Here is a 19,052-nt window from a genome sequence, read left to right as displayed (position 1 = left end):
ATACCCTCAGCGCGCAGCGTCCAGCAGCGCACGCAACTGGGACGGTGACAGCTGGGCGCCATAGAACAGCGCATGGAACTCGCGCACCGCCTGCTCCAGGGGCTTGGCGCCCTGCTGCGCCAGCCGGCCCGGATGCAGCTTCTCGAGCAGCCAGCGCACGCCGATCAGCCGGTTCACGCCAGGCGGGCCGTCCAGCCAGCCAAACGGCAGCACGGGCGCGCAGTGCACACGGCCGCTGCGCACGGCGCTGACGCCGCGCCACAAGGGGTCCTGGCGCACGCGCTCGGCAAAACCGGCCTCCTGGGTCAGTATGACTTCGGGGTCCCAGGCCAGGATCTGCTCCATGGAGACACGCGTGAGTCCACCCGTACCGGCCTGGGCCGCCACATTGCGGCCGCCCGCATAGTCGATCACCTCGACGTTGATGGAGCCCGCCAGCCCGGTTTCCAGGCCGTTGGCGCCGCGCCCCAGATAGACGCGCGGGCGCGCCTCTTGACCCAGGCCCGCGGTCACGCCGCGCACCAGCCTGGCGGCTTCGTCGGCATGGCGGGCCAGGATCTCGCCGCGCTCGGCAACGCCCAGCAGAGCGCCGACCTCGCGCAGCTGGCGCGCATGTTCGGGCAGGCTGCCCTGCACCAGCACGCAGGCCAGGCCCATCTGGCGCGCCAGACGTTCGGCGGCCGAGACATGGGTGGCATCGGAGGTCCCGGAATCCAGCACCAGATCGGGCTGTAGCGCCAGCAGCTTCTCTAGCGGCAGCGTGCTGCCACGCCCCGACAAGCGGCCCAGATAGGGCAAAGCCTGCAACTGAGGCCCCAGGTAGGTGCGCGCCGCATCACTCATTTGCATGGGCCAGCCCAGCAACTGCTGCGGCGCCAGCACGGCCAGCAACGCGCCGGCCGGCGGACCTGCGGCGAACACACGGCCCGGCCGTGCGGGCAGCGCGCCAAAGCGGGCGGCGATGACGGAGCGGTTGTCCTGCGCCCATCCAGGTCCCTGGCCAAGTCCGGCGGCCAGTGCCGCAGCCGAGCCTTGCAGCCATTGGCGGCGCGTCAACATGGCAAGCCTCGCGCGTCCGTGCGCTCCAGCTGCTGCCCACACCACTGCAGCAATGCCTCCTCGTCCACCGGCAAACGGACAAAGTCCCCGCCGGTAAAAGCCAGCCAGCCAGCCTCATGCCGGGCTGCCACGGCCGTGATCACGGGAATGCCGGCCTCGACAAAACCGGCGATCTCCTGGACAAAGCCACCGCCCGCGGCTTCGAGCTGGCCAAAGCAGTTGACCATGGCCAACTCCACGCCGTCGGCCAGCGCCTGGCGCAGCACCACGCTGGCCTGGGCCAGGGCCTGCGGGTTCAGGCTGCAGGCCTTTGAGCTGGCGCCCAGGTCCTCGGTCATCTCGAATTGCCGGCCGCTGCGCAGGTCCACGAGGCGCATGCACTTGTTGCCATTGGCGTACAGGCTCTGGCGATGCACCAGCCCGCCCACGCGCCGGCCCGATTGCTGCAGCCGCCGGGCCACGCTCTCCATCAAGGCTTCGATATCGTGCCGGTCATCGGGGTGGATCAGTGCCGCCAGCGGCGGCAGACCATGGTTGGTGCTCATGCAAGTCTTTCGATCAGGTCTATCCATCGACGCCGGTGCTCATACCTGCGGGCACGCTGTCGCGCGCAAACACCCAGGGGCCGTCGCTGCCGTTGGCATGCTTGAGTATCTGTTGCCCGGCGTCCGACAGCAGATAGTCGGCCAGCTGATTGACCGCCCTGCGCTGCGCAGCCGACGCCGGATGGCGCGGGCCGGGCGTGAGCAGCACATAGGGGCGGCGCATCAGCGGATCGCCATGCAGCAGCAGCTCGATCCCGGGAGCGCCCATCTTGCCGAAAGCCAGCGGGATATGCCCGACCACGGCATAGGCCTGCTCCCGGGCCGCCAGCTCCAGCACCGCCTGCGGGCGCGGGCCTGTGTCGGCGCGCAGCCAGCGCGCATCGGGGCGTATGCCGCCGCGCCGCCACAGGCGCTGCACCACGGTATAGCTGCCAGGGTCGCGCAACGCGATAAAGGGCGAGCCGGTTTCGGCAATGCGCCGCAGCGCCTGCGTGCCATCGCCGGCCGTGCGCACACCGGCCGGATCCTGGGAGGGTCCGGCAATCACATGCTCGTTCCAGCCCCAGACACGCGCGGCGGAAGCCATGCCGCTGGCCTCCAGAGCCATGGCTTCGTCGCTGGCGTGGATCAGCAGCATCTGCGCCTCGCCGCGCGTAAAAGCTGGCACCACGCCCTCCTTGGGTGCGGCCGCCACGGTGGTGACCGGCATGGCCAGGGCCTGACTGGTCTGCTCTGCCACGCGCGGCCACACGCCGCACAGCACCAGTCCGCCCACGGCCGCCACCTGTACGCCGGTGCCCGAAGCGGTTTTTGGTCCGGCCGCCAGGGCCGGACCGCCGGCAAGACCCAGTGCGGCCAGGCCTCGCAGCCAGTCACGGCGCGCCAGCGTTGTCTGAAGCAGGTGTTCCATGGCCATCAGAACCGGTAGCCAAGGTTCACGTACCAGCTTCGGCCCGGCATGGGCAGGCCGTCGGCCAACTGGTACCACTTGTCGCCGAGATTGGCCACGCCGAAGTCCAGCGTGGTGTCCGGGCGCGGCAGATAGCGGGCGCGCAGATTGGCCACACCATAGCCGGCCATCTGGTAGACCTGTGCCTGGCCGCTGGCCGACAGCGGCACCTTGCGGCCCTGCTCGGCTTCCAGCTCGGCGCGCAGCTGCCACTGGGCCTGCGGATTCCATTGCAGGGCCGCCGTCAGGCGCTGACGCGGCGTGTCCGTCAGCGTGATGCTGCGGTCGCTGAGATTGGTGCGGCTCAGATAGGTGTAGCCCGCATGCAGGGCCCACTGGGCCGAGAGCTGCTGCGCCAGCGACAGTTCAAGACCGATATTGCGCGTGCGCCCGACGTTCTGCGCCTGATTGCAGGTCTTGCCACCGCAGGCCGTGGAGTCCACGACCATGGTCTGGATCTGGTTCTGCACCCGGCTGTAGAACACGGCCGCCTGGCCCTTGCCGCCCTGCCAGGGCGTGCCGCTCAGGCCCAGCTCCAGATGGTTGGCCACCTCGGGCTTGAGGTCGGGTTTGGCCAGGGCCGTACCCATGCGCGCCGAATAGCGGTCCTTGATGGTCGGAAAGCGGCTCTTGTGCGAAGCGATCAGATAGACCTCGTCGCCCTGGGCCGTGAGCGCATAGCTCAGGCGCGCCAGCCCATTGGTGGCGTTGGTGGAGCCGGTGGGCCACTGGTAGACCTGCTTGGCGTCGCGCTGGTCATGGCTCAGGCCCAGCGTCAGGCGCCAGCGCTCGGCCAGGGTGATGTGGTCCTCGAGCACCAGTGAGGTGGTCACATCGCGGTAGTGCTTCTGCGGGTCCTTTCCCGAGGCCGCATCGGTGTGCTCGTCCTGCTTGTAATGGAAGGCCGCATGCAGCTCGTGGCCGGAGAAGGCGTAGTTGACCCACTCCAGGCTGGCGCCCTTGCTCACATCCTTGTAGCTGCTGGTCGGATCGTGGGCCGTGTAGCTGGCATCCTTGTACATGTCGAGACCGTTTTTGTAGGTATCGTGGTACAGGCGGGTCTTGAGCACATTGCTGCCATTGAGGCGGGTGGTGCTCAGAAAGTACAGGCTGTCCTTGTCCCAGTAGGGCCAGCGCCAGTAGCGCACGGCGTTCTTTTGCGTGGACTGGCCGGTGTAGACGGGATTGCCCTTCTCGCCTTCCTGGCGCACATAACCAAAAGCGTATTCGTCCGTGGCATTGGGCGTGAGTCCCAGCTTGAAGGACAGACGCTTGTCTGTGCGATCCGCGTTCTCGCGGTTGCTGCCGGTATCGGTGGGCTGCTTCTTGTAATCCCTGAAGCCCTTGGGCAAAGGGAAAGTGTCGGCATCCAGGTAGGAGGCGCCCAGTTGGTAGTACCAGCTGCCCTGATTGCCACCCAGATTGAACGCAGCCTTGCGCTCACTGCCGCTACCCAGGCCCAGACGCACGTCGCCCTCGAAGGACTTGACCGGCTTGCGCGTGACCAGATTGACGGCACCACCCAGCGTATTCGGGCCGTACAGCAGCGAAGCGCCGGCCTTGGCCACGTTGATCTCGGCCAGATCGAAGGTGGTGAAGCGGCCCAGATCCACATAGCCGTCATAGGGCACATACAGCGGCACGCCATCCACAAAAATAGGCACCTGGCGCGAGTCGAAGCCGCGCAGATTGATCATTTCCTCGTTGCGACTGTTGCGCGACAGGCTCACGCCGGGGAGATTGCGCACCGCATCGGCCACGGTATTGGCGTTGGTCCGCTCCATCTCGGCGCTGCCGACGCGCTGCATGTCGCCGGCTCCGAGTTCTTCGGCATCGCGCCGGGTGCTGACCTCCACCGTGCCCAGCATGAAGGTCTGGCTGGGCGTTTCGGCTGCGGCCTCCGGTGCCACCTGGGCCCAGGCTGCCCCCATGGGCACGATGGCCAGGGCGCCCCACAACCAACTGCGACGAAGAACAAAACTGGGGGGATGGACCTGGAAAACCGTGGAATGCTGTGGCATGGCGTTGGCTTGGAATTGTTGTCGAATGTAAAAAACCGTCGATTCTAGCCATCGCTATTCATTTTTTGAATAACGACTACCAAAGGCCTCTCATAAGCCAAACGACATACACCCTCCAATGGAAAAGGCCACCGCAAGGGTGGCCTTTTCCGCCAAGCGCTTTCCAGGCTCAGACGCAGGTGATCGCCACCGCCTTGGAAATCAGATAGGCCTCCAGTGCCTCGGGGCCGCCCTCGGAGCCGTAGCCCGAATCCTTGATGCCGCCGAAGGGCAGCTCGGCCGAAGGCAGAGCCGGCTGGTTCACCCACAGCATGCCCGCCTCCACGTCCTGGGCCAGTTGGTGGGCGGTCTTGAGCGAACGCGTGAACGCATAGGCCGCCAGACCATAGGAGAGGCGGTTGGCCTCTTGAATGGCATCCTCGATCCTGTCGAAGCCGCGAATCGCGGCCACGGGGCCGAAAGGCTCCTGATTGAAGATATCGGCCGTCAAAGGCACGTCGGCCAGCACCGTGGGTGCAAAGAAGTTGCCGGCATCGCCAAAGGCCTTGCCGCCGGCCAGCAGCCTGGCGCCGCTTTGCTCAGCGTTCTGGATCAGCTGGGTCAGCGCGGTCACGCGGCGCGGATTGGCCAGCGGTCCCATCTGCACGCCCTTCTCCAGGCCGTTGCCCACGTTCAGCGCCTCGGCATGGGCGACCATGGCGCTGGTGAACTCTTCACGCACGCTGTTGTGCACCAGAAAGCGCGTGGGCGAGATGCAGACCTGGCCGGCGTTGCGGAACTTGGCCGCGCCCGCGGCCTTGACGGCCAGTTGCACATCGGCATCCTCGGCCACGATCACCGGAGCATGGCCACCGAGCTCCATGGTTGAGCGCTTCATGTGCTGGCCGGCCAGCGCTGCTAGCTGCTTGCCCACGGCCGTGGAGCCCGTGAAGGTCACCTTGCGGATTACGGGGTGAGCAATCAGATATTCGGAAATCTGTGCGGGGTTGCCATAGACCAGGCCCACAACACCGGCAGGAATGCCGGCATCGACAAAGCACTTGAGCAGGGCTGCGGGCGAGGCCGGGGTTTCCTCGGGCGCCTTGACCAGGAAGGAGCAGCCCGAAGCCAGAGCCGCGCCAATCTTGCGCACGATCTGGTTGACGGGGAAGTTCCAGGGCGTGAAGGCGGCGACCGGGCCCACAGGGTCCTTGATCACCAGCTGTTGCTGCTCGGGGCGACGCGAAGGCACGATGCGGCCATAGACACGCAGGGCCTCGTCGGCAAACCATTCGATGATGCCGGCGCCGGCAACGATCTCAACCTTGGCCTCGGCCAGCGGCTTGCCCTGCTCCTGCGTCAGCAACGCTGCAATCTCGTCGGCACGCTCCTTGAGCAGGCTGGCGGCCTTGCGCATGATGGCGCCACGGTCATGGGCCGACATCTTGCGCCAGACCTGAAAGCCTTTGTCGGCCGCAGCCAGCGCGCGGTCCAGGTCAGGAATATCGGCGTGGGCGACATGGCCGATCACCTCGCCCGTGGCCGGATTGCGGACATCAATTTTCTTGCCGCTGGCAGCGTCCTGCCACTGACCGTCGATCAAAAGCTGGGTATCCGGGTATGCAGTGCTCATCGCATGACTCATCTATGTCGGCCGTCATCTCCCTGCAGACTTTCCGGGCCGGGTGTGGAGAACATTCAGGGGAATGCCTGAGCAGTTTCAGGCAGAAAAATTCTAGCCATCCATGCTAACTTGCCATGACATGCATGAGACGCCTGGAAAGCAGGGCTAACCCTCGGCCGTCAGCTTGAATGGGCCTCCCCCCGGGGAGCGACAGCCTAAGATCAATGGAGCTTGGGATCGGGAAACGGCAGCTTGTCCTGCGATACGCTGGGCTGGGCCTGCCACCGCTTGCCCTGCTTGAAGAAATCAATCTGGGTCTCATTGGTGGCAGCCCCCAAGGTCACAGCCACGGTACATGCAAGCTGCCCCGGATGGCTGGCCTCGACTGCTGCGATGCAGGTTCCGAGTTGCACCTTGGAAGGCCGTGGAAGATCCGAGCCCGAGAACATCTCGACAATCGCCGCAGTGGCCTCTGCAGTGCTGGGTAAAACCAGGCTTTGCGCCTGCGCCATCAGCGTGCAGCCCAGCAGCAGAGTTGCCGGGACCAGAGCTTTCTTAGTTTGGGACATGGGCCATTTCCATCGTTGCCTGAGACCGGGGCAGCTTAATAGGCTTCATATCGACTGTTGTATCCCGATGTGCCTCGACGTCACCAGACCAGCAGCCTGCCCTTGGGATATTTGCCGCCTTCCCAGCCACAGGGCATGTGGCCTGACGCATAGACCTTGAGCAGTGCATGAAAGAACTGCGGCAGGCCGCGCTGCTGACGGTAGGCATGCTCCATGCACAGCGCCAATATGTCCCACTGCACGCAATGCAGAAAATCCACATCCAGCCCCTGCTGCTGCGCATAGGGCCGCCAGAATTCTTCCGCCAGCGGCTGCGCCACTTCCACCTTCGCCAGCTGTGTGATGGTGTTCCACTGCTGATAGGCATCGCGTGCATGCACGGCCAGAAAGCCCGTCAGTTCATTGCGCGCCTCCAGCGTGGCGTCTTCCCATTGCGCGGAGCCCCATTGGCGCATGGCTTTTTTCAGCGTGGCAGCCGGTGCGACCTCAAACGGCAGGCTTGCAGCAAGATCCGCAGGCAGGCTTTGCCCACAACGCGAAAACCAGGCCATGGCATGCAGGGACTGTACAAACTCGGGCTCAAAGTACACCGTGCTATTCATCGCTCTCGTCCTCCCACTCAGGCAAAGCGCAGCCCTGCATTACCCATTGCGCAAGATGCGGTGACAACGGCTCACGGCAATCGACGAACAGCGCACCCAGGCCGCAGATCCAGAGCGCACCGTTACCGTCCACCAGAATGCCCCGGCCGCCGCTGTCATCGCCAATCATCAGATGACCTGGCAGGTACTGCGCCACCTCATAGGTTTGGTTGCGTTCTGCCAGATCCTCGGGCGCATAGATCATCAGCCCGTCATCACGCGGCTCACCCGTCTGCCATGCGGGAAACGCAGGCACGCTGGCCAGATCAAACATCATGCAAAGCTCCGCAGTCAAAAACGCATGGGAAACATGCTGCCTACCTCTGAAGCCACCGCTGCCAGCTCCAGTCCGCCACCGCCCCCACGCCTATGCCCAGGACATAGGCCAGCAAATCCAGCGGATCAAAGCCATTGCCCAGCACCAGATAGGCCAGCTTGTTGGCGCGCAGCGCCTGCATCCACGGCGCCTGATACAGCTGCAGGAATTCGATGGCAAAGGCGATCACCAACGACCACGTCACCAGCCGCACCCGTGCAATGGCCGGTCGCAGCCAGACCACGCACAGCAATACCACCCAGGCCCAGAGCGCATCGCCGGGGTAGTTGCCCAGCATGGTCGGAAACGGCGAAAAACTGCGGCGCGAGGCCAGGCCCAGGGCAATGACCAGCAAGGCCAGCATTGTCAGCAGCCAGCGGGAACGATGGAATGAGGAAACAGGCAGCATCAGGACAAGGGGCCAAAAACCTTCCGGCCCATCAAAGCCGCGATGGTAGCCGGATACCAGGCATCAATCGATGTGGGCGCCCGAATCCTTGACCACCTGCTTCCAGCGGGCCAGCTCGCCCGGCAGCATGGCCTTGAAGCTTTGCGGGTCGGACTCCACACGCTCGGCACCCAGAGTCTTGAAGCGCTCGCCCATCTCGGGCCTGGCCAGCACGGCACGAATGGACTGGTACAGCCTGTCCACAATGGGCTTTGGCGTGCCTGCCGGAGCGAACAGGCCGTACCAGCTGGTCACGGCCAGATCCTTGCCCAGCGGTGCAATCTCGGGGGCCAGCGTCGTGGGCCTGTCGGAAGCCACACCCAGCACGCGCAACTTGCCGCTGGCGACAAAGGGCATCACGCCCGGAAAGCTGCCGAAGGTCATGGGCAACTGGCCAGCCACCACATCGGTGGCGGCCGCCGAAGCTCCCTTGTACGGCACATGCAGCAGCTCCACACCTTTTTGCTTTTTCAGCATCTCTCCCAGCAGATGGTTGAGCGTTCCATTGCCGGCCGAGGCATATTCCACCTTGCCCGGATTGGCCTTGGCATAGGCCACCAGCTCGTTCAGATTCTTGGCCGGGAAGTTCGGGTTCACCACCAGCAGATACGGCGCCACCGCCAGCTGCATCACGGGCGTGAAATCCTTGATGGGGTCGAACGGAACCCTGGAGTACAGCGCCGGATTGATGGTGTAGGCGCTTTGCGCCGTCACCAGAAAGGTATGGCCGTCGGCCGCCGCGTGCGCCACCTGGCCCGTGCCCAGGTTGCCGTTGGCACCGGGCCGGTTTTCCACCACCACGGGCTGGCCCAGGGAGTTTTCCAGGCCTTGCGCCACGGCACGTGCGATCACATCATTGGCCCCGCCAGGTGCTTGAGGCACCACAAAAGTGATGGGCTTGGTAGGCCAGGAGCTTTGTGCACATACCATGCCGCCCATCAAGGCCAGGGCAGCAAACGACACCATATTTCTTCTGGAAACAGACTTCACCGGTGAATCTCCACGCAATAGTTGCAGGGCATTCTACGAATGCCTGCGCCCCGCTTCCGCCTCCACCCGGACTGCTGCCGTGCGCTATTTTTCGGTCAACGCCAACTTGATGCCCAGACCGGTAAAGGCCGAGGCAAAGCCATAGCGCAGCCACTGCTGCACGGCCGCCGACTCGATGACCAGGCGGCGAAACGCGTGGGCAAGCCAGCCATAAATCACGAACACCGCAAACGTCATGGCCATGAACACGGCGCTGAGCAGCAACAATTGCAGCAGCGGCCGGCTGGCCTCATGGGGCACAAACTGCGGCAAGAACGCCAGAAAGAAAATGGTCAGCTTGGGGTTGAGCACATTCATCAGCACCGCCTTGATGACCAGGCTGCGTGCCGGGGTTCTGGCCACACTGCCGTCCACGGCGAATGCGGACTTGTCACGCCAGGTGGCCCAGGCCACATAAAACAGATAGGCCACGCCCGCGTACTTGAGCAACTGGAATGCCAGGGCGCTGGTGTGCATCAACGCCGCCAACCCCAGCACTGTGGCCAGCAGGTGCGGAACAATGCCCAGGGTGCAACCCAGAGCCGCATAGAGGCTGGCCTTACGGCCCTGCACCAGTCCCGTGGACACGGTATAGACCACACCGGTGCCGGGAATCAGCACCACCACCAGCGAGGTCAGCAAAAACTCCAGACTGATCATGCACGCACTCCTTAACAAAGAGATGGGTGAAGCAGTCTATCCACGCGGCCCCCGGGCCGATGCCATGGCATCACGGCGCATATGGCCAATTACAGCGCATCCTCTTCCCCGACTTCGGCCCCTGCGCTACCAGGCACATAGATCAGCAGATCGCCGGGCGTGCAATCCAGATGGCGGCAGATCGCATCCAGCGTAGCCAGCCGCATGCCTTTGACCTTGCCTTGTTTGAGCAAGGAGAGGTTCTGTTCCGTGATGCCTATGGCCGCAGCAAGGTCCTTGGACTTGACCTTGCGCTTGGCCAGCATCACATCGAGTGCAATTTCAATCGCCATGGCCTGCCGTCACACAAACTGCTGGTTTTCGGCATGCAGGTCACAGGCGCGCTGCAGAATGCGGGCAATCGCGATCACGCAGGCCGCCAGAAACAGGGCGATGAACACCTGCGGCTCCAGGCTCAACGTGAGCATGCGCTGGCCCGCGGGTGCCAGCATGGTGACCCATGCGCTCAGCACCGGCTCACAGGCAAAGTCCAGCACCACCCAAAGCACGATGGCACGGCCCATGCGCTCCATATGCCCATAGGCCGAATGCGCAAAGTAGTTGCCGCTTGCGTACTGCTGAAACAGCGCACGCAGCTGCAGCAAGCCATAGGCCATGGCCAGCAGCGGAATGCTGGAAATCAGCGCCGCCCCCAGCAATTGCCACCAGGGCATGGCCGCCACGTCGACGCCCGCCATACCGGTCATGCGCTGGGTCAGCGAGAAGCTCAGCCCCGCACCGCCGTCCACCCGGCCCAGTGCGGGGAAAAACCAGCTGGCGGTATTCAGCGCCAGCATGGCCACCACCAACACCAAAGCCGCCGCCGCAATGTACTGACTGCCGCGCGCCAGCGAGTCTCTTGTTTTCACGACCCATCCTTTTTCATATTCAAGATGGCGTGACTTTATCAAAATTATCGTTTTGCGATAATTTTTTAATTATTTATTTTAATAATCAGCTTGCAACGCGGCATCAGGCTCACAGCAACACCAACCCCGGCGGCAGGCTGTCGCCCAGGCTGCGCTTCTGGTCCTCGGCCTGCATCTGCACCACCTGCTCGACCATGGCTATCCAGCGTTCAGGCGCACCGCTGCTGCGCATCTTCTCCAGCACCTGTGCTCGCGCCTCATCGGGCAGGTCACGCGCACGATCACCCGTCATGCAGGCCATCTGCACGGCCGCAAACATGGCGGTTTCGTTCTTGCGCCAATCCTGGTCTAGCGTGGCGTTCAAGAACTCCTGCGCAGCCTCGGGCGGCATGACCAGATGCGCATTGGCCGCCAGCGACTGGCGCGCGGCCAGACGCCCTATGGCCCACCAGGTCTGCACGGTTTCGCCCTCGCGCTTGAGGCGCTGCAGCATCCACCGGCCCATTTCCTGGCGGTACTGCCAGGGCACGGCCTCCATGGCGGCAAACAGGCGCAACATATCGTCGTAGCTTCCGTGGCTGCTCTTGCTGTTTTTCTGCACGGCTTTTTGCATATGGCCAGCCACGTCTTCTAGCAACTCCATCTGCTGCGCTTCATTGAGGCCGGCCGCCACGCGGCGCCAGAACACCCACCATTCGGTCCAGTTGGACGCCTCTTTGGGATAGCCCAGACCCTGCGCATACAAGGCCCAGACCTGGGCAATGCGCCAGCCGTCCAGCTCCGCACCCGCACCGGGACGCAAGCACCAGCCCGCAAGATTGAGCCAGACACGCTCATGGTCGGCCGTGCGGCGGCGGCGCTTGGCGCGGGTCAGCAGGGCGTCAAACAGGGCTCGCAGCAGGCCCGCATCCCAGGTCTCGCGCGGGCCCAGCAGCTTTTCCAGCGACTGGCGCAGCTGACGCACCTCTTTGGCCGTCACTTCCTGCGCCTGCGTGCCAAAAATGCGGTCGATCTGGGCCACGGCCTCGGTCAGCCTGGGAACGCTGACTTTCAGCTGATTCGGGCTTTCGGCGCCTGGTACATCTGTGCTGCCGGCCATGGCTTCTGCAGCCACTGCGCCGCGCACGGCAAAAGGCAGCAACCAGGACTGGCTGGCGTCCTGCACCGCCACGCAGCGCACTTCCAGCGTCCCGACCTCGGTCATGCAGGCTTGCAACTGCACCTCGACCTGCGGCTGGGCCCTGCCTTCAGGTGCGGGCAGCACGGCAGACAGGGGGGGCAACTCCACCCAGCCTTCACCACTCAATGCGGCGATCTGCCCGGCCTGCCCCTGGGCCTGGCTCTGACTGCTGGCCAGCAGGTTGAAGCGCACGGCCTGGCCCAGCTTGAGCGCAAAGCGCCGGCCCGAGAGCACGATGCGCACGCCCTCTTCGGTGCCATGCGGCAGCAGGCAGATGCCCTGAGGCGCCTCCTCTTTCTTGCCGGGCAAAAGCAGCCAGTAGCTGCGGGCCGAGCCACCGCCGATGCGGGGCACAATACGTGAAACCTCGCTTTTGATAGCTGCTTGCGCAATCTGAGACTGCGTTTGAGACGGATTTGACTGTGATTCCTGCTGCGCCTGCGCTGCCTGCTGCTGATGTTGGTACTGAGCCAGCCCATAGGCGGCCGCGCCGCGCGCTACGGCCCAGTCGGGGTGCGGGTTGTGCAGCACACGCACAGCACTGCCGCGCCACTGCGTGAGCAAGTCCGTCAGCCGCTGGACGATGGCATGGGCATGAAAGACACCGCCATTGAGCAGCACCGTATCGGGCAATTCGCCCCCGGCATGCCGGGCTAGAAACTGCGCCAGATGGCGGCTAATGGCCGCATCGGCCGGATACGGCAGGCCAAAGCCGCGCAGCGCGCCCTGGCGCTTGCCCGGCGTATCGCTGAGTTGCACCTGCGGCAAAAAGCCTTCAACCACCGATTGCTGCACCTGCGCCCGGGTCAAGATGGCCGATTGCGTCCTGGCCAGCAGCTTGCTGCCGCCGCCCAGCAAGGTAATGCTTAGCTGATCGGGCGCGTTCTGCGCCAGCAGTTGCTCCTTGGCGATACGGCAGCGCTGCACCAGTTGGGCAAAACGCGCGGTGGGCAGCTTCTGACCCTCGCCGGCAAACGCCCCCTCCAGCTGATGGGCCAGCGCCAGGTCCATGTTGTCGCCGCCCAGCATCAGATGATCGCCCACGGCCGTACGGGTCAGCGCGGGCAGGCCGCCACCGGGCGCTGCCTCAACGCGTATCAGCGTCAAATCGGTCGTACCGCCGCCCACATCGACGACCAGCACCAGCCGGCTGTCTTCCAGCTGCTTGGCCAGCGCATCGCCCTGTAGCAGCAGCCAGTCGTGAAAAGCCGCCTTGGGCTCTTCCAGCAACTGCACGCCGGACAGCCCGGCCAGCTGCGCAGCCTCCAGCGTCAGCGCGCGTGCGCCTTCGTCAAACGAGGCTGGCACCGTCAGCACCACGGTTTGCTGATGCAGCGGGGCTGCAGGATGAGCCCGGTCCCAGGCCGCTCTGACATGGGCCAGATAGGAGGCCGAGGCCGCCAGTGGCGAGATCTTGGCCACATCGTCACCTGCGCCCCAGGGCAGTATGGGCGCCGTGCGGTCCACGCCGTTATGCGACAACCAGCTTTTGGCACTGGCTACCAAGCGGTGGGGCACGGCAGCACCCAGGTCACGCGCCCAGCGGCCTATAACGGCCGGGGCATCGGTACTCGCCTCTTGCGGCGGCCAGGGCTGCTGCCAGGCTTCGCCCAGCTCACCGGGCGCGGCCTGATAGCGCACCGAGGGCAACAGGGGCTGGGAGAGCACCTCGCCCGCCGTGCTGCGCTGGGGAATGTCGAGCAACGCAATATCGTCCGCAGCTCCGTCCAGCGGAACACTTGCGACCACCGTGTGGCTGGTGCCCAGGTCAATGCCAACGGCGAGGATGGGACGGGATGGATGCATGGACTGAGACGAGGACGCGAAAAACGGTGTCGCCAATCGTAACAAGACCCGGATGCCCGAACCTGGCGGCGGGGCGGGGCCGACTAGGCATGAACATCACAATCAGGCACCAGCATTGCTGGGCATCACGACGACTCGGGCTTTGCTTTTGCGGGCGGGGCCAGACATTGGCATCGCCCCGTGCATGCTTTCATGTCATGCATCAATGCAAAACATGAGCTGCCTGCGCATGTCACACAAGGGCAAAAGCCATATTCAACAAAAAAGCCCGCCGAGTTTCGAGTTCAGCGGGCTTTTGCAACATGGCTCAACCAGGCTTATGCAGCGATGTCCTGCGTCTGTGCACGCACATCAAACTCCACCTTCCAGCGCTCGCTGCCGCCCACGGGCACGGCATTGAGTTCCAGCGTGCCGATATCGGTCACGCGCGCATGCAGGGTGACGGGGACAACCTCGCCGGGCTGGCGGCCCTCCGCGGGCAGATGGGCTTCGATTTCCTGCAGCTCCAGCAGTTCTTCGGGGCCCCAGAAGTCCAGCATGGTGCCTACGGCGTCGCTGCGGCGCACCGATGAGCCGAAGAAGCGCAGGCGCACGGGCTCACCCACGACCAGGCCGAACTCCTGCGCATCCAGCGCCACTTCCGTGCCCTCTTCCATGCCGAAAGGCGCCAGGCACAGGGCCGAGATCGGCGGCTCCATGCCGGGAATGGCCGGCATATTCGATTCCACGCCGATGTAGTACGACTGGGCCGTGCCGCCGCGGATGCGCATGCCGCGGCCCGATGCCGCGATATGGCCGAAGTAGGCGGCGCCGCGCGCCACCGCCAGATCGAGGTTGGCGCCGTCGAGCAGGCGGGCGGGTTCGCAGGCCTCGTCGTCCAGCCAGCCGTTGATGACCTGCAGAATGCGCTGCTCGATCTGCGTGGCCTTGAGCACGCCGCCGTTGAACAGCACGGCCGTGAGGTGCAAAAAGGTGGAGCCTTCTTCCTGATTGCCTTCCAGGCCTTCGATCTGCTCCAGCGCATTCACCTGGCGGCTCAGGAAGGCGGCCAGATGGCGGGTGACGGCAGCGTCCTGCGCATAGGGCAGGCCCAGCTGGGTCAGCGCAGCGCGGGCGCGGGTCTGGGGTTTGTCGCTGACGGCGACCTTGGGGAAGAAGCCTTCGACCAGCATGGCCAGCACTTCGGCACGCGTGACTTCGGTGCGGATGCTGCCGCCGATGAGCTTGCTGCCACGGCTGGGCACGACCACGGGCACGGCCTGCAGGTTTTCGTCGGCCAGCAACTGCTCCTTGGCCGCGCGGCAACCATGGGCCAGGGCGCGGGTCTGCCAGGCGTCAAGCTGCTTGCCTTCCTGGGCCAGCTTGCGGGCCACGCCATAGGCCAGGGCCAGGTCCATGTTGTCGCCGCCCAGCAAAATATGCTCGCCCACGGCAATGCGCTGCAGCTCCAGATTGCCATCGCGCTCACGCACGGCGATCAGCGACAGATCGGTCGTGCCGCCGCCTACGTCCACCACCAGGATGATGTCGCCATGCTTGACCTGCTTGCGCCAACTGCCGCCGCTGGCCTGGATCCAGCTGTACAGCGCGGCTTGCGGCTCTTCCAGCAGGGTGAGATTGGCAAACCCGGCGGCGCGGCAGGCCTCGGCCGTCAGCTCGCGCGCGGCGGGGTCGAACGATGCGGGGATGGTGACAGTGATGTCCTGCTGGGCAAACGGTGCCTCGGGGTGGGCTTGCTCCCAGGCCCAGCGCAGGTGCGACAGGTAGCGCACGGATGCCGCCAGCGGCGAGATGCGCGCCACTTCGGCCGGTGCGTCGGCAGGCAGAATGCCAGCGCGGCGGTCCACGCCGGGGTGGCAAAGCCAGCTCTTGGCGCTGCTGACCAGACGGATGGGCGTGGCCGCGCCGCGCGTGCGGGCGAACTCGCCGACGATGAAGTCAGCAGACTCTGCGCCGGGCAGGCTGCGCTCGGCCTCGCTCAGCTCGCTTTCATGGGGCAGGTACAGAAACGATGGCAGCAGGGGCTTGGCCTCGACGCTGGCAGGTGCCGTGAGCTGGGGCACGCTGAGCACGCCTTGGACGACCTTGTCGCCATCGCTGGCTGCCTTGTCGACATAGGACAATGCGCAATGCGTGGTGCCCAGGTCGATGCCGATGCTGAATTGTGCGTTGGAGTTGTTCATGTTCACAGCTCCACCTCGGCCTGGGCGATGATCTTGGCGGCTTCGGTATCCGTCAGCTGAGGCAGCTTCACCTCGCTGACATACCAGCCACGGTGGGACAGCGTTCCGGTGAACGGTGCCTGGCCCACCACATTGCCACTCAGGCGCACGGCCGTGGCATCGAAGCCGGCTTGCAGCGTGACACGCGCGCCTTCGGCTTCCTCGCTCACGGGAGCCAAGGTGAAATGCTCGCGCAGCACCTTGCGGCAGCCCTCGTGCACCACACGGGCGGCCGCGCCGATCTCGGCGTCGGTATAAGGCGCCACATCCTCCTGGATGAAGTCGACAAAGCGTGCCTCGCGCTGCATCAGGCCCAGCAGCTGCAGGGCGGCGGTATCGGTGGCCACCAGCTTTTGCACTTCAACCGTCTTCTCGACCAGCTTTTCAACCGGTACCTCGACGCGTTTCTCCACGGTCTTTTCGACGATTTTTTCCACGGGCACTTCCACGCGGACTTCGACGATCTTCTCGACGGGAACCTCGACGCGCACCTCCTTGGGGGCGACATCGGCGGCAAAGGCCTCGCCGGCGCGCACACGGCTCACGTCGGCGGCCAGACGGCCATTGCCGAGGATGGCGAAAAAGCTGCCGATCGCGATGGCGATGCGGCTGAGGAATGAGGGGGGAGTATTGGCGGTCATGGAATCTGTCTCATAACAGGTTCGCGCATGCCAGGATCATCTGCCCTCGCGGGCCGGCGCTGCGCAAACCGAAAAAGAGCCGGACCCGGCGGCATGGCCCGGCCCTGGCAGCAAAGCCGGGACGCAGGGGAACATATGCGCGCGGGCCTGTGCAATAGGCGCAGATGTTACCCAAAAGCACAAGCTGCCGTCCCGCTACGGCTTTGCGCCCCCTGGGCATGGGGCCGCAGGTCATACGCGCAGCGCATGACCTTCTTCCGTTTCATCGTTATGAGGCCGCTGCTATTTGCCCGATAGTTGATGCAGGCACTTGACGGCAGGTGCATTCCGCCAGCTTCTGCCACCCCACTTTCCGAGGAGACTTCCCCATGCGCTTGATGACCGCGAACATAACGCTGGCATGCACCGTCCTTCTGGCCGCCTTCGGCGCCCAGGCACAAACCGCTCAGAACGGCACGCTGGACAAGCTCCAGAAGACCGGCAAGGTCGTCATCGGCGTGCGCGAAAGCTCCGCTCCCATGGCCTATGCCATAGGTGCCAACCACCGCTTCACCGGCTACCACGTGGAGCTGTGCGAGAAGGTTCTGGCGCAGATCGCGCCCGGCGCCAAGATCGAATACATGGCCATCACCGCCCAGAACACCATGCCCCTGGTGCAAAACGGCACGGTGGATCTGGGCTGCGGCCCCACGACCAATAACCTCAGCCGCCAGAAGCAGGTCGCCTTTGCCGTCACCACCTATGTCAGCCAGGTGCGCATGGCCGTGCGCGCCGACTCGCCAGTGACCTCGTTCAAACAGCTCGACGGCAAGACCGTGGCAGCCTCGGCCGGCACCACCGCCGTACAGCTGCTGCGCAAATACAGCCACGAGAACAATGTGAAGCTGCCGACCCAGCTGGGCAAGGACCACTTCGAGAGCTTTCTGATGCTGGAGTCCGGCCGCGCCGACGCCTTTGTGCTCGACGACAATCTGCTGGCCGGCGTGATCGCCAACTCCAAGGACCCCAAGGGCTACAAGATCGTGGGCGAGGCTCTGGGCTCCGAGCCCATCGCGCTGCTGATGCGCCGGGACGACCCCATGTTCAAGAAGGCCGTGGACGACGCGCTGGTGCGCATGATGAAGTCCGGCGAAGTGGCCAAGATCTACGACAAATGGTTTATGCAACCCATCCCGCCCAAGGAGATGCCGCTGAACCTGCCCATGAGCGAGACGCTCAAGCAGCTGCTGCAGGAGCCCAACGACAAGCCGCTGGAAGCCTACAACAGCTGAGACGACCGCTAGACCGCGCCTGGAGTCATGCTTTATTGATAGCTTGTTGCGCTTGTTAAACAAGCACTTCAGACATATTCATAGCTGAATTCATTGAAGGAGCTGCGCTTGCAGCTCCTTTTTTCATTACATCGACGCAGAGCAGGCAAACTCCTGCGCTACCTGCTTGAGCCAGCCCTGGAAGGCCTGCAGCGGCGGATAGGTCGAGCGACTGGTAGGCCAGGCCAGGTAGTAGCGCTCGGCACTTTCCACCTCCGGCAGCTGCGGCAGGGCCTGGACCAGATCGCCGGCCTGCAGCTCGCGCTGGATCAGAAACTTGGGCAGCAGCGCCACGCCCACGCCGGCAATCGCCGCCTGCGCCGCCGTGGCGAACTGATCGAACAGCATGCCCTGCATATCGCCGCCCTGGCAGCCCTGACTGCCGAACCAGCGCTGCCAGGCGTCGGGGCGCGAAGCCAGATGCAGCAGGGGCGCGCGCAGCAGATCCTGGGGCCGGGCAAACCCATGGCGGGCCGCCACATCGGGGCTGCAGGCCGGCACCACGGTCTCGCTCATGAGGAACTCCAGCTCCGCGCCCGGCCAGTTCGGCAAGCCGAAATGAATGGCCGCATCCACGGCCTCAAGCTGGAAATCGAACTGCGACAGCCGCGTTGTCAGATTGATGGTGATGCCCGGATGGGCGCTGAAGAACTGCGGCAGCCGCGGCGCCAGCCAGCGCGTGCCGAAGGTCGGCAGGATGGCCAGGTTCAGGCTGCCGCCCTGCGGATTGGTGCGAAAGCCCAGCGTGGCATTGGAGATGCGCGCCAGGGCAGCGCGTATCTCCTGCGCATAGGCCTGGCCCGCAGCGCTCAGGCGCACGGTCTGGCGCTCGCGCACGAACAGCTCGGTGCCCAGGCGCTCCTCCAGCGCGCGAATCTGGCGGCTGACGGCGCTTTGCGTCAGATGCAGCTCGGCGGCCGCTGCGGTAAAGCTCTGATGCCGCGCCGAGGCCTCGAACGCGCACAGCAGGGACATGGGGGGCAGAAAGCGACGGGATAGCTGCATGGAGGGAACCGGTGAATATGGGGCTGTCAGCAGGTTCATTCCATTTGGGTATGACCTGAAGGCAGGATTATCGTTTGACCAAAGTCATGACGGCGCACAACATCCTGCATATTCCTGCGGCCACGCCAGCGGCGTGACCA

The 19,052-nt window shown here is 64.6% G+C and carries 18 protein-coding genes; 1 reads left to right on the top strand and 17 read right to left on the bottom strand.

Features of this window, described 5'->3' with window-relative positions; all coding sequences use genetic code 11:
• Positions 1–6: 6 nt before the first annotated feature.
• The 16 genes from QMY55_RS03220 to QMY55_RS03145 all read right to left on the bottom strand — a co-directional run bounded on the left by QMY55_RS03220 (position 7) and on the right by QMY55_RS03145 (position 16,597).
• Entirely contained in the window at positions 7–1,059 is a 1,053-nt protein-coding gene (locus QMY55_RS03220; RefSeq protein ID WP_283487269.1) for an iron ABC transporter substrate-binding protein, read from the bottom strand.
• Complete coding sequence (locus QMY55_RS03215; RefSeq protein ID WP_283487268.1) at positions 1,053–1,604, bottom strand: DUF2478 domain-containing protein; 552 nt, start codon at positions 1,602–1,604, stop codon at positions 1,053–1,055. Before QMY55_RS03215 ends, QMY55_RS03220 begins: the two co-directional genes overlap by 7 nt.
• Before the next feature lie 19 nt (positions 1,605–1,623).
• Entirely contained in the window at positions 1,624–2,514 is an 891-nt protein-coding gene (locus tag QMY55_RS03210; RefSeq protein WP_283487267.1) for a substrate-binding domain-containing protein, read from the bottom strand.
• Positions 2,515–2,519: 5 nt separating this feature from the next.
• Entirely contained in the window at positions 2,520–4,574 is a 2,055-nt protein-coding gene (locus QMY55_RS03205; RefSeq protein ID WP_283487266.1) for a TonB-dependent receptor plug domain-containing protein, read from the bottom strand.
• 169 nt (positions 4,575–4,743) lie between these two features.
• Positions 4,744–6,186 carry an NAD-dependent succinate-semialdehyde dehydrogenase gene (locus QMY55_RS03200; RefSeq protein WP_283487265.1) on the bottom strand — a complete coding sequence of 481 codons (1,443 nt, stop codon included), beginning with the start codon at positions 6,184–6,186 and terminating at the stop codon, positions 4,744–4,746.
• Between the two features lie 212 nt (positions 6,187–6,398).
• Positions 6,399–6,746 carry a hypothetical protein gene (locus tag QMY55_RS03195; protein WP_283487264.1) on the bottom strand — a complete coding sequence of 116 codons (348 nt, stop codon included), beginning with the start codon at positions 6,744–6,746 and terminating at the stop codon, positions 6,399–6,401.
• Between the two features lie 80 nt (positions 6,747–6,826).
• Positions 6,827–7,348 carry a hypothetical protein gene (locus QMY55_RS03190; protein ID WP_283487263.1) on the bottom strand — a complete coding sequence of 174 codons (522 nt, stop codon included), beginning with the start codon at positions 7,346–7,348 and terminating at the stop codon, positions 6,827–6,829.
• Positions 7,341–7,664, bottom strand: a complete 324-nt coding sequence (locus QMY55_RS03185) for a hypothetical protein (protein ID WP_283487262.1) — start codon at positions 7,662–7,664, stop codon at positions 7,341–7,343. Before QMY55_RS03185 ends, QMY55_RS03190 begins: the two co-directional genes overlap by 8 nt.
• Before the next feature lie 40 nt (positions 7,665–7,704).
• Positions 7,705–8,067 (bottom strand): ribosomal maturation YjgA family protein, encoded by a 363-nt coding sequence (locus tag QMY55_RS03180; RefSeq protein ID WP_283487261.1) that lies wholly within the window; start codon positions 8,065–8,067, stop codon positions 7,705–7,707.
• A gap of 108 nt (positions 8,068–8,175) precedes the next feature.
• On the bottom strand, positions 8,176–9,117 hold the full coding sequence (locus QMY55_RS03175) for a Bug family tripartite tricarboxylate transporter substrate binding protein (protein ID WP_283487260.1): 942 nt from the start codon (positions 9,115–9,117) through the stop codon (positions 8,176–8,178).
• A 108-nt stretch (positions 9,118–9,225) separates the two neighbouring features.
• Complete coding sequence (locus QMY55_RS03170) at positions 9,226–9,840, bottom strand: LysE family translocator (protein WP_283487259.1); 615 nt, start codon at positions 9,838–9,840, stop codon at positions 9,226–9,228.
• An 89-nt stretch (positions 9,841–9,929) separates the two neighbouring features.
• Positions 9,930–10,172 (bottom strand): helix-turn-helix domain-containing protein, encoded by a 243-nt coding sequence (locus QMY55_RS03165; protein WP_283487257.1) that lies wholly within the window; start codon positions 10,170–10,172, stop codon positions 9,930–9,932.
• 9 nt (positions 10,173–10,181) lie between these two features.
• Positions 10,182–10,748: a DUF2975 domain-containing protein gene (locus QMY55_RS03160; RefSeq protein ID WP_283487256.1), complete on the bottom strand. Its 567-nt coding sequence runs from the start codon at positions 10,746–10,748 to the stop codon at positions 10,182–10,184.
• A gap of 109 nt (positions 10,749–10,857) precedes the next feature.
• Positions 10,858–13,734 (bottom strand): Hsp70 family protein, encoded by a 2,877-nt coding sequence (locus tag QMY55_RS03155; RefSeq protein WP_283487255.1) that lies wholly within the window; start codon positions 13,732–13,734, stop codon positions 10,858–10,860.
• A gap of 317 nt (positions 13,735–14,051) precedes the next feature.
• Positions 14,052–15,917, bottom strand: coding sequence for an Hsp70 family protein (locus tag QMY55_RS03150; RefSeq protein ID WP_283487254.1), 1,866 nt, complete (start codon positions 15,915–15,917; stop codon positions 14,052–14,054).
• A 2-nt stretch (positions 15,918–15,919) separates the two neighbouring features.
• Positions 15,920–16,597: a DUF2760 domain-containing protein gene (locus tag QMY55_RS03145; protein WP_283487253.1), complete on the bottom strand. Its 678-nt coding sequence runs from the start codon at positions 16,595–16,597 to the stop codon at positions 15,920–15,922.
• A gap of 368 nt (positions 16,598–16,965) precedes the next feature.
• Here QMY55_RS03145 and QMY55_RS03140 point away from each other — a divergent pair, with 368 nt between their 5' ends.
• Positions 16,966–17,868, top strand: a complete 903-nt coding sequence (locus QMY55_RS03140; RefSeq protein WP_283487252.1) for a transporter substrate-binding domain-containing protein — start codon at positions 16,966–16,968, stop codon at positions 17,866–17,868.
• Positions 17,869–17,994: 126 nt separating this feature from the next.
• Here the strand turns inward: QMY55_RS03140 and QMY55_RS03135 are convergent, their stop codons facing one another.
• The gene (locus QMY55_RS03135; protein ID WP_283487251.1) at positions 17,995–18,912 is read right to left on the bottom strand and encodes a LysR family transcriptional regulator; all 918 of its coding nucleotides are present in this window, start codon (positions 18,910–18,912) and stop codon (positions 17,995–17,997) included.
• Between the last annotated feature and the right edge of the window lie 140 nt (positions 18,913–19,052).

Source organism: Comamonas resistens (assembly GCF_030064165.1).
Classification (GTDB): domain Bacteria; phylum Pseudomonadota; class Gammaproteobacteria; order Burkholderiales; family Burkholderiaceae_C; genus Comamonas; species Comamonas resistens.
Note: the sequence above shows the minus strand (reverse complement) of the source record. Positions and strands in the feature narration are given on the sequence as shown.